The organism is Wolbachia endosymbiont (group A) of Cydia strobilella (assembly GCF_964026745.1).
Classification (GTDB): Bacteria; Pseudomonadota; Alphaproteobacteria; order Rickettsiales; family Anaplasmataceae; genus Wolbachia; species Wolbachia pipientis.
Map to the genome: position 1 here is coordinate 659,520 of NZ_OZ034694.1, position 14,958 is coordinate 674,477.

Here is a 14,958-nt window from a genome sequence, read left to right on the forward strand (position 1 = left end):
AATCTACATTGCCTCTCCTATTTCAACATCAATAGATAGATTTTGCTCTTTAGCAGCAGGTAAGCTAGAAATATTAATGTCATAGGTACGAAAATTATCGTTTAAATTTTTTCGTAGTTTCTCGTATTGATGAGAAATATTTTTACCGGATTGAAAATTAAACTTTAAAGTTGTGGTAATATAACTTTTTGCCTCATTATAATTCCATTCAAATGATCGAAGCTCTATACCTGGTATTTTTAACTTTTCTACATACTTAACTTGTGTAAGAGGAGAGTATTCTATTTTTGATAAAATATTATTGATATTAATAAAATCATAAATTTCATCTATTTTTTTTACATTATAGCTTTGGCTAAGTTTTGTTAATTGGTTATTTAAGGTGTTCTGCTTTGCTGATAAATTATCAGCGACATTGAAATTTGAATACAAATTTAGCAAACAAAGGGTGTTTGTTATAACTAAAACCAGGGCGAAGTATAGAAAAATTCGAGGAGAGTTTAAATAAAGGTAATTGAATAGATAAAATTCTTTAGTTTCCTTTGTATTAAAAATAGCTGCTAATTTATTCTTAAAGCTATGAAACAAAATTATGGTATCGCAAAAGTTATCTTTTTCACTTATAGCTAGTTCTGCTCCTAATAGTTTGCCTAACTCATATGGAGTTAATATGTTCACACTGTTCTCTGAAAAATTTATGACTGATAAACTAGCTTTGATATCTTCTGACACTATGATACAAAGGTCGATAGGGTTATTTTTTTCAAACCCAAACTTAGTTAAGGATCGAATAGTATCTTGCACTTCCTGATATATTCCACCAGCGATAATTCCTGGTAAATTATCATTAGTAAATGATGTTAAGCGCGTAAATACCATTTTATTCTCTTTAAGAACCACTTGTCTATAGCCTCCCGTTTTAGTTGCAGCAACTATAATTTTCCAATTATTAGGATCTTTATGTAGAATCTTTTTTGTTATATTACTTATTTCTATAGGAAACATTAATATTCCCTTAAAGTTGGAGCCTATCTCAATAAACACATTCAACCAATATTCTACTAAATGCTTTGCTTTTGATGAAACAAGAAGATAGCACCAGTTTTGATTGAATTTGTTTGGCTTCTCAACCAAAAAAACTGAACTTATGTCATTATTACGAGAAAAATGCTCCATCTTTGTTTTTGCTGATAGATAGGCACTAATCTTGTTTGCCCTTGTAATAAACTGTAGCGAGTAATTTTGATCTGCATGATTAAGCACCAGGTATAAAGGTGCTTTTTTATCTGACGAAAGACATGAAATTAAATCGGAAACTGCTTTATCGTTTTTGCCCTTAACAAAATACCTTTTATTTAAAGTATTATTTTTAAAATATAGTAACATTATGCCTTCTTCTCCAATAGAAAGCATAAACTTACTTTTGGATTTTGAACTAAACATATTAACAAAGCATATACTTATCTAGAATTAAAAAGGCAATTTATTGAAATTCATTAAACGTTAGAGGGAAATATTGTTATAAATTTTCGCAGCAACATTATTTATATTATAATTTTTTTTATAAAATTACCACTAATATTAAGTTATTTAGATAACAAGTTAAGAAAATTCATTAAGACGAATTTGTTGTTTTTCAAATTGTAGGTAAACCTAAGCCACTTTAGCTATATCTGCCGATTGACTTTAATTAATAAGAGTTATTAATCTATTTACTATTCTTGTAATATTATTTCTAATGGTAAAGAAATATATATTTTTCTGGAACAGTTGTTATTTCAGATACAGAATTTATTGTAAGTAAACTAACCATTTGCTGAAGAGCGCTCATCTTCTGTGGTACTTGATGATGGAGCAACTAATTTGCTCAAAATCTCATCTTTTGGTCCCATAGCGTAAATGACACCATCTGACATGAGGATCACCTTATCAACTACGGACAATAACGGTAGCTTGTGAGTGATGATAACAGTAGTAGTATTTTGTTTTCTTGCAATGCCAATTGCATTAATTAAGCATGCCTCTCCATTGCTATCTAAGTTAGCGTTTGGTTCATCAAGTACTAAAAGTTTTGTGTGACCATAAAAAGCTCTGGCAAGTCCAAGAAGCTGTTTTTGGCCGCCAGAGAGCGTTACTCCTCCAGGACCTCCTATTGTTGTATCATATCCATTTGGTAAGCTTAGTATTAGTTCATGTATTCCTGCAATTTTTGCTGCTTTGATTATTTCTTCAGGATTTGGATCTGGCCTCATGCGAGCAATATTAGCTTTGACACTAGTGTTAAATAACTCAATATCCTGAGGTAAGTAGCCAACATAATTACCAAAATTTTCTCGATTCCAAGTATATACATCAGCGCCATCTAGTCTGACTACACCAGATATTGGCTTCCATACACCAACAGTTAATTTTGCGATAGTGGATTTACCAGAAGCACTTGCACCAATAACACCAACTACATCTCCAGGATCTATAATGAATGATATTCCTTTTACTGTCGGCTTATTGCTTCCATAAGGAGTAAAAAATACTCTATCAAATTCCAATTTTCCTTCAGGTTCTGGTAGAGCCATCGTTTGCTCTCTTTTTGGCGATGTTAATATAAGTCTTTGTAGCCTTCCATATGACATTCTAGCCTGATTTAAAAACTTCCAAGTATGAACCGCAGCGTCAAATGGTGCTAATACTCTACCCATTAAAATTGAAGCAGCGATGATGCTACCGGCAGTCTTATGAGCTGTGATTGCAAGTAATGCACCTGTTCCAATTACTGATATTTGCAGAGTTGAGCGCAAAAATTTAGTGATTCCAGTAATTACATTAGAGCGATTTTGTGCTTTAATTTGCATTGCTCGGTTCTGATCATTTCGTTTACACCAATCAGAGACTATGAATTCTGACATGCCCATAGCTTCAACCACTTCTGCATTTCTTGTTGCAACATCTATAGCATTGATATTCCGTATAGTTTCTTCGTTGGTTTCTTGTAATATTCGTTTAGTGGCAAGTTCATTCCATATTGCCATAGAGACTAATATAATAATTCCAGTAATAGCTATAAACCCCGTGGAGGTATGTATCATGAAAATCACAACAAGGTAAATTAACGACCATGGAGTATCAAACAGTGAGAATATACCATTTCCTGTAATGAAATTTTTTATCACTCCGAGATCTCGTATTGCTTCACCACTTGAAGTTGAGCTCTGCACTGACGTTAGCCTGATTGACCTTACTATCAGATCTGGTGTTGCAGTTTTATCGATCCAATCACCTATTTTTGCCATGGCTAAATATCGACAAGTTTCAAGCATTGCAGAACATGCAAATGCAGATAAAGTGATAATTGTCAGCATAGTTAGTGTTGATACACTTTCGCTCGATATCACCCGATCAAGCACTTGAGAGGTATAAAGTGGTAGGAATAACATTAATAAATTGATTCCCGCACTAAACCAAAAGATAAACCAAAATGCACTTTTGCATTTTTCTAGGCAAACATATAGAGTACTTTGCTTCAATTCTTTTTTTATTGATGGCGTAATTTCCACAATCTTCCTCTTAATTTGATTACATGCACCATATACAATTTTTATTACAAAAATATTAATAACGGTAGTTAGCTTACTTTAAGTGAGTAAAATATTAATATATGTGAATAGGAAATATAAACAATGGTAAAAAGAAGTATAGTTAATATTTCCTTCATTGCCTATAGCGAAGCTACGTCATACCGCGATTCATTCCATAGCTGTACGAACATTCATTTTTGAAGGTAAACTGCACAGCAAATGGTGTCATGAAAGTAGCTGACACTGGGATGGCTTTGTTGCATCGCTACTTATGAAAGGCTAACTATAATTAGGATTATAAGCAACTTATTGAAAATCTTGTTTTTTTGCAATCAATCTGATCAAATTTAAGAATAGTAATTTGTTATTTATATTAATAAATTTAATTCTATTGAAAATAGCTAAAGCATTGAAATTCTTGAATTTTAGCCAGATTAGTGAGTGGTAGTGAAATTTCTTTTACTCAAATTTAGGTATTCACTGACCGTTCTTGTTATAAATACCAGAATAATAAGCTACTGATATTCTCCACCTTTTTTATCTTTAATCCATCATAGCTAGCGATGCAACAAAGCCCACCGATTCATTCTACTGCAACGCAGAAAATTCGTACAATTGTGCATAATGTGGGGCTTCTGGCTACATTTTTCTATTGAACTCACCTTTTCTCTATGTGACAGATTTCGTATTAAATTTTAAATTTAATGCGCCTAGATATACAAGCATTCCTAGCAAAACCATAGGTATAGAAAGCAACTGCCCCATAGTTAAATCAAGCCACAAATAGCCAATTTGATAGTCTGGTTCGCGAAAAAACTCAACGAAAAAACGTGCTATTCCATACCACATAACTGCAATACCAGTTAACGCACCGTGATACAGTCTTATTCTAGTTAAGAAAAACAGTGAATTTGCAACTGCAAAAAGTAGCAGTCCTTCAAAAAGTGCCTCATAAAGCTGGCTTGGATGATGCAGCAAATTATCACCACTCTCTGGAAATACCATACCCCATGGCATAGTTGTAACTCTGCCAAATAACTCTCCGTTTATAAAATTGCCTATGCGACCTAAAAATAAACCTATGGGAACTCCGCAAGAAACTAGGTCCAGTGCATAAAATGTAGGGATATTATGTCTTTTACACGAAATTATTACTGCAAGCAAAACTCCTATAGCACCACCATGAAATGACATCCCTCCTTCCCAGGTCTTCAATATCTCAATAGGGTTGCTTATATAAAGAACTGGATCATATATCAATACGTAGCCAAGTCTACCTCCAAGGATAATACCTACAATAGTGGCTGTTAATAACGAATCGTAAAAATTCTTAGTAAATATTTTTTGGTCATCTAGCTTATGTAAATACCAATATGCAAACACTATACCCAAAACGTAGGCTAAGGAATACCAATATATAGAAACAGGACCGATGCTGAAAATTACTGGATTTAAAGACATATTTTGCTATAAATTATTCTTAGACAATCTACTTTTTTCACGATCCCACTCTCTCTGTTTTATGGTTGCTCTCTTATCGTAGAGTTTTTTTCCTTTTACAATGGCAATTTTAGTTTTTGCAAATCCTTTATCGTTAAAATAGACCGAAAGCGGCACAACAGTTATCCCAGCAGTCTTGATTTGACCAATTAGTTTATTTATCTCCTTTTTATGCAAGAGTAATTTACGTTCCCTTTTTGGTTTATGATTTTTTCGGTTCGCAGCTTTATATTCTGCAATATGCATATTGTGCAGCCATACTTCGCTATTCTTTTCAACAACGTAGGCGTCGGAAATATTTACTTTTCTTTCTCTTAGCGATTTAACTTCACTGCTTAATAAGACCATACCCGCTTCAAATTCTTCTAAGATGAAATATTCAAACCTTGCTTTCCTATTTTCTGCAATAACTTCCATATCTAAAGATATCTTTAAGCTTCAATATATTACAGAGTTTTTGACTTAATTCATAATAAAACAGTTATCCCAATAAATATAAGGTGCCAGGCTAGTCTGATAGCAACAGGATAACAAAAATCAAGTAAGTACTTCTTTTGCCTTTCCAGATACAAGTTCCTGCTTTACTCCTTTCATTTCAGTTTTAGGCTTTGACATTATATATTGACCAGCACCAACTATGAGCGCAGATCCTGCAGCTAGTCCAATTATTGCTGGTACAGATAGGGCAGTAGCAAATGCAAGTGCAACACCAACTATCACTGCAGTTACAAAACACACAACAACACCTTTTACAATTGCATTTTTTGCAGACTGTTCTTTTTCTTTCATAATTGCATTTTTTCCAATTTGTTTTTCTTCCTTTTTCTCTGGAAGCTGCATTACATCTTTATTTTCAGTAAGATCCTTTGGCGTTTTTTTATTCTCATTTTTTAACGTTTGCTTTTTTTCCGCTTCCTCTAAAAGCTGAATTATACCTTGATCTTTAGTGAGGTCTCTTGGCGTTTTTCCATCAACATCTTTTAATGAAGGGTCTGCTTCAGTGTGTAGCAGAACTTTTACTATACCTTCGTGGCCATTTTTAGCAGCAAGATGTAAAGGAGTACGTCTATCACCATTTTTTGCCTTAACCTTTGCTCCTTTTGCGATTAGAGTTTTTACTATATCTTCGTGGCCATTTTCAGCAGCAACATGCAAAGGAGTCCATTTATCAGCATCCTTTATATTAACATCTGCTTTCTCAACTAGAATTTTTACTACCTCTATGTGGTTATTTTCAGCAGCAAGATGTAAAGCAGTACATCTATCATCATTTTCTGCATTAACCTTTGCTCCTTTTTTGATTAGAATGTCTACTACATCTTTATGGCCCTCTCTGGCAGCAAGATGTAAAGGAGTACATCCATCATCATCTTTTGCATTAACGTTTACTCCTTTATTTAATAGGTTTTTCACCTCCTCCTCATTATTATGTTTAACAGCTGAATGCAAAGCTTTGATGTTCTCTTGTGCCTTTAATAGAGCTCCTTTTACCACTTCATGGCCTTTTTGAGAAGCAAATGTTAAAGGAGTCCATTTATAATGATCTTTCGCATTAACATCTGCTCCTTTTTCAATTAGAGTTTCTACTATATCTTCGCGGCCATTTGCAGCAGCAAGATGTAAAGGAGTCCACCCATCACTATTTTTTGCATCAACGTTGATTCCTTCTGCTTTTGATAGAACTTGTACTATCTCTTTGTGGCCATTTGTAATAGCAAGATGTAAAGGAGCCCATCCTTTATCATTTTCTGCATTAACATTTGCTCCTTTTCCAATTAGAGTGTTTACTACATTTTCGTGGTTCTTTTCAACAGCAAAATGTAAAGAAGTCCATCCATCACCATTTTTTGCATCAACAATTGCTCCTTTTTCAGTTAGAATGGTTACTACATCTTTGTGGCCATAGTGAGCAGCAATATGTAAAGGAGTAATTTTATTATCATGTTCTGCATTAATATCTGCCCCGTTTTCAATCAGAGCTTTTGCTACATTTGCATAGTTCCAATAAGAAGCAAGATGTAACAATTTGACTTTCTTAGAATTTTGACCACAAGATATAGTAAATATGTAATTTATGCCAGATCCACTATCGTTGTCAGGTTTACTCTTTTCCCACTCTTGACATAAATCTGGATCTTCTTCTTGTAACTTAGCTTTTATTTTTTCAACTATATTGTCCTTGCTCAAATCTGAAAGGTCATTTATTTTTTTTAATATTTCCATAAATTTGTCATATTTCATAACTTCCTCACTTAAAAAACATAACTTAGTTGTTATATCTTTCAACATAGAAGTCAAGAACCTAAATATTCGTTATTATCTTTCCTTAAAGAGTCATTTAAGTTATATTACAGACTATGAAAAACCTCAACTTTAGGAAGGAAATCAAGTTTTTTTCTCTGTCATTTATAATTTTATTTGTTCTATGGACTGTATTGTCTGGTTATTTTGAGCCGTTTTTTATTTTTTGTGGAGTGTTTTCCTCTATATTCACATCGTTTATCTTTAGAAGGTTGATAAACGCTGAAAGAGCTCTTAGCCAGATTTTAAATAGTACGAGTAGACTGTCGTTTTATAAGTTAGTAAGTTATATACCATGGTTAATGTACCAAATCATTTTATCAAGTGTTTATGTAACAAAAAAGGTGCTACAACTCAAATCTAAGCTTGAGCCAATCATTATTCTAAGAAAATGCAAAGGGCATAATGATGAAAGCATTGCGTTATTTGCCAATTCAGTCACAATCACTCCCGGAACTTTAACTATCAATGTTGAAAGTAAGCAGAAAACATATTTCTCTACCATGTATTTGATAGATAAAGATCTTGAAAGCGGCATTTCTGAAATAGAAAATAAAATCTTAAAAATACTACGTTCAGTTAAGTAATTGCTTTAAATAAGTTAACAGCATCCTTATATTCCCTTACAAGACTTTCAAGCATTTCTTTTGGAAGGCTATTGTTAACAATAGAACATAAATAATTATACAAATCTTCTAACCTTAATACGTTATTTCTCTTCTTGCTGTTGAATTTATACGGAAAAATACCTTCCATAACTTCAATAGTAGTAGCCTTGTTTAAAAATACATTTTCACTTGTCACGCTTATTCTTGCTAAAACAGTGTTAATTTCAGGTTCGTCACTCGTATAAAAATCTGATAGCTGAGTTATTCTAATAACGTACAAAGTTACTATTTTTGACAAGCAATTATCAGCATATTCACAATTTTTTATTACCTCCCACTGAGTAACCTGAGATTTACCTATTTTTGCATTGTTCGGTAATTTACTCATTGAACTTTCTCCATTTAATCCAGTGTAATAAATTATACTAATACTTTGTTAAATAAATAATAACGCGATTACAAAAATATATACTTATAGTAGTATATTATACAAAAATAGCACAATATCTAAGCATTAAAGCTAGTTTTAGCTGGGTACATGGGGCTATTCGTTATTTTGTGTTGTCCAGTGAGGTCCAAAATTAGAGGTCCACTCATATAAAGAGTTTAGTCTGCCTTCTTTGCTATAAAATAAGTTTTCCTTTTGAGCTGTTTTGTTAGTATTAACTAAATTCTAAACTAACTGTGCTATAATGAAAAAGATAAAACTCGGAATACTAATTTCAGGTAGGGGGTCGAATATGCAGGCCTTAATAGAAGCATGTCAAGATCAGAATTTTTCCGCAGAAGTTGCATGTGTTATCACAAATAATAGCGAAGCTGCTGGTCTGAAAATAGCAGAGCAAGCAGGAATCTCAGCGTTTATTGTTAAAGATAAACCGCTTGATGCTGGTAAAATTCACGAAATACTTGTTCAACATAAGGTTGATTTAATTTGCCTTGCAGGGTTTATGAGAATTCTCAAAGCTGATTTTCTGAGTAAATGGCATAACAAGGTGATAAATATTCATCCCTCTTTACTTCCGTCTTTTAAAGGCCTAAACGCTCAAGAGCAAGCTCTAAAAGCAGGTGTAAAAATTACAGGTTGTACTGTACATTATGTCACTCCTGAAGTTGATGCTGGAGCCATAATTGCTCAAGTTGTTGTACCAGTGTTACCAGCTGATGATATTCAAAGCCTCTCAGAACGCATTCTAGCTGAGGAGCATAAGTGTTATGTAGAAGCAGTAAGGTCAATAGCAGAAGATATATGACTGTAATAATTATTGACCTTGAGCGTTTTTTCCAACTTCAACAAAAAATAAATTTTCAGGTTCCAGTAAAGAACTTGCCAGTTCGTTTACTTCCTCTAATTTAACATCATTAATGATATTCGCATAATTATTTATACGGTTAACATCACGATCATTTATCTGCATATTATCTAGCAGCGTTGCTGTATTTGTGTTATTGGACAGGAAAAGGACAAGATTATTTACCAAGCCAATTTTTGCATCCTTGAACAATTGTTCGTCAATTCCTTGCTTTTTTATTCTGCTAAATGTATCTTTTACTGCTGATATAGCTTTGCCAGCAGTAGAACTATCAGTACTTATAAATCCAGATATAATATTTCCATGTTTATTGGAAATAATACTTGCATAAACACCATAAGTAATACCCAAGTTTTGCCTCAGTTCTGTCATTAATATTGAATTCAGCCTCATGCCACCAAGTGCATCAATTAAGACACCAGCGTTATAATAATTAGGATCTTCATAAGCTATACCTTTTTGAGCAAAAAGTATCACACTCTGTGGTATATCCATAAAAATATTCTTACTTTCTGCAGAACCAAAATTATTTTTTACAGGTATTTTTCTAACTTTTGATCTTTTTGACGGCAATTTAGATAAATATTTATCTAATAGCGTAATAATTTCTTCTTTTTTTGCACAACCAGCAACACTGATAACTATGTTATCTTTAGCAAAATTACGCTTTATGTATGTTAAAACATCGTCTCTAGTAATGCTCATTATAGTATCAAGAGTACCGTACACACTTTTTGAGTAAGGATGTTTTTTAAACAATAACGTATCTAATTCTTTTCCAGCAACAAAATAAGGATTTTTTTCAAGATTATTAAAATCAACTTTGGCTTTCTCGAAAACTCTATTCAACCCTTCAGGGTCAACTTTAGGACGCATTATAGTATCGCTCAGTAATGAAATTGCTTCCTCTAGATTGTCAGACAAAGTATTTAATGAAACCCTAAATGCTTCTAAATCAGCAATAAAATTTAAACTAATCCCTTTATCTTCAAGCTTTTTCGCAAAATCTTTGGCATCATTTTTTCCTGCCCCTTCTTGAATTATAAGAGAAGTAAACCAGGTAAGTCCCTGTTTTTCTGCATTCTCATACACATAACCTGCATCCTTGAATGATATATTTAGTGAAACTTTTGGCAAATCATGATTTTCTACAAATAAAAACTTAAATCCTTTACGGGTAGTGACCTCCTCTATATTTAGGTTACCACTTGCTTGTAAATTAAAGCCTAGACAGAAAAAAAATAGAAATATAATTTTACTTATTCTCATTATTATCTCCTTTTGGTAATAAACGACCAATTAACTTATTAGCAGAAAAAATAGCACGGATTTTATTATTTACATCCTCTAGATTGACATCATTAATCTTGCTATATGAAATATCTATTTCATCAAGTGGAATGCCAAGTGCTAGGTGCGGCACATAAAACATTGCTATATGAGTTAAGTCAGATAGATTATCAAACTGTGCTGCTTTGTATCTATATTTTGAGCTTTGTAATCCCTCGCTCGTCACCCCTTTAGATACGAAGCCATTAATAGTATTATCTAACTCTCTTTCAACAATATCTAAATTAGCGCCACTTTTTGGAATTATCATAATATCAATGTAGCCATCACTAAAAGCTAGGCTATTATAATAAGCAAACACTGATACTGCAACATCTTTATCTAAAACCAAATCTTTATACAGTTTGCTGGATTTGCCGCCACCTAAAATGTCAACCGCTAAATGAGCAGCAGAGGCTTCATTTATGTGATCAAATAAGGGAACACGATAACGAAAATATAAAACTGATTCTTTTACTTCAGTGCTCTCTAAGGTCACCGATAGACCTGCGTTATGTACTGGTTCCTGATTAGGGTAATGCCTAATTATAGGCTTAGCTTTAATTTCGCCATATTTTTCTTCTGCTAATTTCACTACTTCATCAAGTTCCACATCACCCACAATCAGTAATATTGCATTGCCGGAGTGATAATAGTTATCATGAAACCTCGTTATGTCATCCAAATTGTAAGTTTTGATATCGCTCTCCCAGCCGATAACAGACCTACCATAGCCAGTACGGTAAAATGCACTATCCATTTCTTCCCATAACAAGTTATGAGGTTGGTTATCAAATCTCATTTTTCTTTCTTCCAGTACAATGTTTTTTTCTCTATCTATTTTGTCTTGAGTAACATTAAAGTTTCCCATTCTATCTGCTTCAACTTCCATTGCCAGTGGTAAATCTTTTTTGGGGACCAACTCATAATAACAGGTATATTCTTTAGTGGTAAACGCGTTAAATTTAGCCCCAATGCTACTCATAGTGGCTTCTATGTCTTTAAACTTTCCTGTAGTTTTAAACATTAAGTGTTCAAAGTAGTGAGCCAATCCTGCTTTGCCGATTGGATCATCCATTCCCCCAACTTTGTATATTACTGCATGTAAAACGGCTGGAATCCGATGATTAGAAACAACATAAACATCTAGTCCGTTACTGAGTTTAGTATATTTTATGTTGTGCTCTATGTTTAAAGCATTCGAAGAAATTGGGTAAGTAAAAAAAAGTACAGGTAGTATAAGAAAACTAAAAAACTTATGAAGCATTATTTCGACCTAATATAAAAACAATTATTTTATTCCTCATTTTGTTTAGAAATAAGCATATCGTATATATACCACTTATATAACAATGTAAACATTCCACAAACTATAGATAAATCTGCTAAATTAAAGGCTGGCCAATACCAATCATCAATATGAAAATATATGAAATCATATACAGCTCCCCAATAGATCCTATCAACTACGTTTCCGATTGCTCCACCAATCATCAGAGAAAAACCAAGGTAAGTTGACTGATCGTCAGACTTGTATATCAAATATGCAAGTATACCAATTATTAGTATTGAAAATGCTGAAAAAAAGAAACCGCCATGTGGTAAAGCGCTACACATTCCAAAACTAATACCTGAATTCCAAACTTCAACTAGTTTTATAAAACTAGCGATCTCAATTGATTCTCCTTCATCAATCAATGAGTTTATGTACAATTTGCTCGTTTGGTCAATCAATACTATAATTAATATAACAACTAAGCATAACTTTTTCATAAATTTGCCTTTAACCTATAAACTTTAAGTATATCATAATTTATCTGTTTTGTTAACTCCTCAATACTATGGAATTTTTTTTCTGACCTTATGAATTTTAAAAGTTGTATATTGACTTTATGACTATATACGTCTTCATCAAAATCGAATATGTGCATTTCTATTATAGGCTTTTTCAGATCCTTAAAAGTAGGTCTCATACCAATATTGACTACTCCATATAACCAATTTGGATTACTATCAGGAAAAGTCACTCTAGCGTAATATGTGCCAAACTTAGGTTTTATCATGCAATCTTCTATAGGAATATTTATGGTTGGAAATCCTATTTCTCTACCTCTACATGCACCTTTTGTCACAACACCAGAAACTTGATAAGGCCTGCCGAGCAATTTATTAGCAATTTCTATTTCGCCCCTTTGTACATACTCCCTTATTGAAGAAGAGCAAATTTTGCCGTCAATTGTTAATGGCTCTAATTTAGTCAAAGAGTATCCATATATTTCAGAATATTTCTCTAGAGTTAATATATTACCCAATCGTTTATGACCAAAAGTGCAATTTTCTCCGACAATTATGTGTTTAGCGCCATATTTATCTATTAAAATCTCACTGATAAAGTCATCGCAGCTAACCTCAGAAAAACCTCTATTAAAATTAATAATATATAAGTAATCTATACCATAGCTGCTGATTAGTTCCTTTTTTTGTTCTTGGTCTATTAACCTAAAATTGTTTCTACCAAATAAAACAGTTGATGGGTGAGGCTCAAAAGTTAAAACTGCAGAGGGTAATCCTCTTTCTTGTGCTACCTTCTTTAGAGTAGAAATTGCAAACTCGTGTCCTAAATGAATGCCATCGAAATTTCCGAAGGTTAGTGCTATATTATTTTCTATTCCTTGCTCACAATTATAAATAATTTTCATACAATTTGATGTTTTTACATGTTTCTTATATATAATAACTATATTTTAGTAAGCTACGGAGATAAATTGTGAAAAATGTTGTGATATATGTAAAGAAGGGCTGTCCATACTGCATAAGGGCAAAGGATTTACTAGATAAAAAAGGTGTGAAGTATGAAGAAATTGATGTGCTCAAAAACTCAGATCTATTTAACGACATAAAATCAAAGTATAACGTTAGAACAGTTCCACAGATTTTTATCAACGATAAGCACATTGGGGGGTGTGACAAATTGATGGATCTTGAAAAAGAAGGAAAGTTGGATGATATGCTAAATAATAATGACAATCACACTGATGTCACAACCTACACAAACAGCAATGATGAATGTGGAGAGTGTGTTATACCACATGATGATTTTATGTAACTTTTTATCTTGTTTTGTCGTGTAATACGTAAATGAAAACTAGTATGCTCACTTTAAACAATTCTTAATGAATTAAAAATACAATTCATTCAGTGAGTTTTTTTAGTGGGAAAAAATGACAAAAAATATTTCAATTATTAGCAGAAACTTAATTAGTATCGAATTAGTTAACAAACAAGATTTAGAGAATTTCATCAAGATTTTCACAGTGCTTGATAAACATATAGCAGCTAAAACACTTTTTACAGAAGAAGTGAAAATAGAGTACAAGCAGCACAACGGCAAAGAAGTTGTTGAATTGCTAAAAGATACAGGCTTTACATATCATGATATTGAAAATGTATTGAATCACCTGAGTAAACACGGAATGGAAGTGCCCAGCAGTGTTATAGCACACACCCTTTTTGCTGCATACAATCATGCACTTGAATTTAAGGATGTAGCATTTTCCTTTTCTGAAGGCTCTCCACAATTTAACATCAGAGTGAGTAAGAACACCTTCATAATAACTCCTATGAGTGAGGAGAATTTGGAATTGAATTCACAAAGTAGCAAGAAATTAATAGAGTCACTAAAGAGCGAAAAAAGTATTTATGATTGTATAACAGAAGAAAATACCATTAAAGTTATAGTGCATTCTGAAATGCATCAAGCTATAAATTTGATTATAAAATCACTGATAAAGTCTCGCCTTTTAGCAAAAGAGGAAGAAGGAAAATTCAAAGAGAAATTGAGACAACTTGCTTTTAAGGATCAAGCTTTTGTTGAGTATTCTAGCATCAGAACCATCAATAGGTATCCACATAATCATCCTCTGAGGAAGCATGAAAGTGTTACTAAGGATATAGAAAATATTTTATGTGATTTCATAACAAATGAGAACAGCGAGTTTGCTATAGAGCGACTAAATAGGCTGAGCTCAGCAGTTTCTCCGGATACTCCAAGAATCATCACTAAAACTATAGATAAACTTGTTAAGTTTCACTAAGGTATACGAGAGCCAATAGACTTCTTATATTACCTTCTGTCATCCAAGTAGCTTGGCTACTTGGTTCTTTTTTTGGGTTCCAGCTATGTACATAGCTGTATGAACATTGTAGCCGTTATTCAAGTAGCCCGCAGAAGCGAAAAACTTACTTGACAAACTCCGCCAACTCCCTTATCATGAAACTGAAGCTATTTATTTATCTTCTCTGTACAGATTAAATGACAAAAAAACTCACGTATCT

The 14,958-nt window shown here is 32.9% G+C and carries 14 protein-coding genes; 4 read left to right on the forward strand and 10 right to left on the reverse strand.

Annotated elements, in window-relative coordinates:
• Positions 1 to 3: 3 nt before the first annotated feature.
• From AAGD76_RS03245 to AAGD76_RS03265, 5 genes are all read right to left on the reverse strand, one after another.
• Positions 4 to 1,443: a hypothetical protein gene (locus AAGD76_RS03245; protein WP_015589193.1), complete on the reverse strand. Its 1,440-nt coding sequence runs from the start codon at positions 1,441 to 1,443 to the stop codon at positions 4 to 6.
• A 362-nt stretch (positions 1,444 to 1,805) separates the two neighbouring features.
• Positions 1,806 to 3,551 carry a type I secretion system permease/ATPase gene (locus tag AAGD76_RS03250; RefSeq protein WP_015589192.1) on the reverse strand — a complete coding sequence of 582 codons (1,746 nt, stop codon included), beginning with the start codon at positions 3,549 to 3,551 and terminating at the stop codon, positions 1,806 to 1,808.
• A gap of 690 nt (positions 3,552 to 4,241) precedes the next feature.
• Positions 4,242 to 5,033: a prolipoprotein diacylglyceryl transferase gene (lgt, locus tag AAGD76_RS03255; protein WP_010962823.1), complete on the reverse strand. Its 792-nt coding sequence runs from the start codon at positions 5,031 to 5,033 to the stop codon at positions 4,242 to 4,244.
• 6 nt (positions 5,034 to 5,039) lie between these two features.
• Entirely contained in the window at positions 5,040 to 5,489 is a 450-nt protein-coding gene (gene smpB, locus AAGD76_RS03260; RefSeq protein ID WP_007548863.1) for an SsrA-binding protein SmpB, read from the reverse strand.
• A gap of 120 nt (positions 5,490 to 5,609) precedes the next feature.
• Complete coding sequence (locus tag AAGD76_RS03265) at positions 5,610 to 7,361, reverse strand: ankyrin repeat domain-containing protein (protein ID WP_341820357.1); 1,752 nt, start codon at positions 7,359 to 7,361, stop codon at positions 5,610 to 5,612.
• A 68-nt stretch (positions 7,362 to 7,429) separates the two neighbouring features.
• Between AAGD76_RS03265 and AAGD76_RS03270 the strand changes: the two genes are divergently transcribed.
• Entirely contained in the window at positions 7,430 to 7,960 is a 531-nt protein-coding gene (locus tag AAGD76_RS03270) for a Na+/H+ antiporter subunit E (RefSeq protein WP_010962821.1), read from the forward strand.
• Here the strand turns inward: AAGD76_RS03270 and AAGD76_RS03275 are convergent.
• On the reverse strand, positions 7,953 to 8,369 hold the full coding sequence (locus AAGD76_RS03275; RefSeq protein WP_010082489.1) for a hypothetical protein: 417 nt from the start codon (positions 8,367 to 8,369) through the stop codon (positions 7,953 to 7,955). The two genes, AAGD76_RS03270 and AAGD76_RS03275, sit on opposite strands and share 8 nt — an antisense overlap.
• Before the next feature lie 304 nt (positions 8,370 to 8,673).
• Between AAGD76_RS03275 and purN the strand changes: the two genes are divergently transcribed.
• Positions 8,674 to 9,234 carry a phosphoribosylglycinamide formyltransferase gene (purN, locus tag AAGD76_RS03280; protein ID WP_010082490.1) on the forward strand — a complete coding sequence of 187 codons (561 nt, stop codon included), beginning with the start codon at positions 8,674 to 8,676 and terminating at the stop codon, positions 9,232 to 9,234.
• A gap of 9 nt (positions 9,235 to 9,243) precedes the next feature.
• Here the strand turns inward: purN and AAGD76_RS03285 are convergent, their stop codons facing one another.
• Genes AAGD76_RS03285 through ribF form a run of 4 tightly spaced genes read right to left on the reverse strand, consistent with a single transcriptional unit; the run spans position 9,244 to position 13,322 of the window.
• Positions 9,244 to 10,563: a pitrilysin family protein gene (locus AAGD76_RS03285; RefSeq protein ID WP_341820358.1), complete on the reverse strand. Its 1,320-nt coding sequence runs from the start codon at positions 10,561 to 10,563 to the stop codon at positions 9,244 to 9,246.
• Positions 10,550 to 11,890, reverse strand: a complete 1,341-nt coding sequence (locus tag AAGD76_RS03290; protein ID WP_341820359.1) for a pitrilysin family protein — start codon at positions 11,888 to 11,890, stop codon at positions 10,550 to 10,552. Before AAGD76_RS03290 ends, AAGD76_RS03285 begins: the two co-directional genes overlap by 14 nt.
• Before the next feature lie 29 nt (positions 11,891 to 11,919).
• Positions 11,920 to 12,396 (reverse strand): signal peptidase II, encoded by a 477-nt coding sequence (gene lspA / locus AAGD76_RS03295; protein ID WP_006279329.1) that lies wholly within the window; start codon positions 12,394 to 12,396, stop codon positions 11,920 to 11,922.
• Positions 12,393 to 13,322, reverse strand: coding sequence for a riboflavin biosynthesis protein RibF (gene ribF, locus AAGD76_RS03300; protein WP_151807603.1), 930 nt, complete (start codon positions 13,320 to 13,322; stop codon positions 12,393 to 12,395). The genes lspA and ribF overlap by 4 nt, the downstream gene beginning before the upstream one ends.
• A gap of 68 nt (positions 13,323 to 13,390) precedes the next feature.
• Here ribF and grxC point away from each other — a divergent pair, with 68 nt between their 5' ends.
• Together grxC and AAGD76_RS03310 are read left to right on the forward strand one after the other, a co-directional pair.
• Complete coding sequence (gene grxC, locus AAGD76_RS03305; RefSeq protein WP_007550037.1) at positions 13,391 to 13,729, forward strand: glutaredoxin 3; 339 nt, start codon at positions 13,391 to 13,393, stop codon at positions 13,727 to 13,729.
• 115 nt (positions 13,730 to 13,844) lie between these two features.
• The gene (locus AAGD76_RS03310; RefSeq protein WP_341820360.1) at positions 13,845 to 14,717 is read left to right on the forward strand and encodes a hypothetical protein; all 873 of its coding nucleotides are present in this window, start codon (positions 13,845 to 13,847) and stop codon (positions 14,715 to 14,717) included.
• The last annotated feature ends 241 nt before the right edge of the window (positions 14,718 to 14,958 follow it).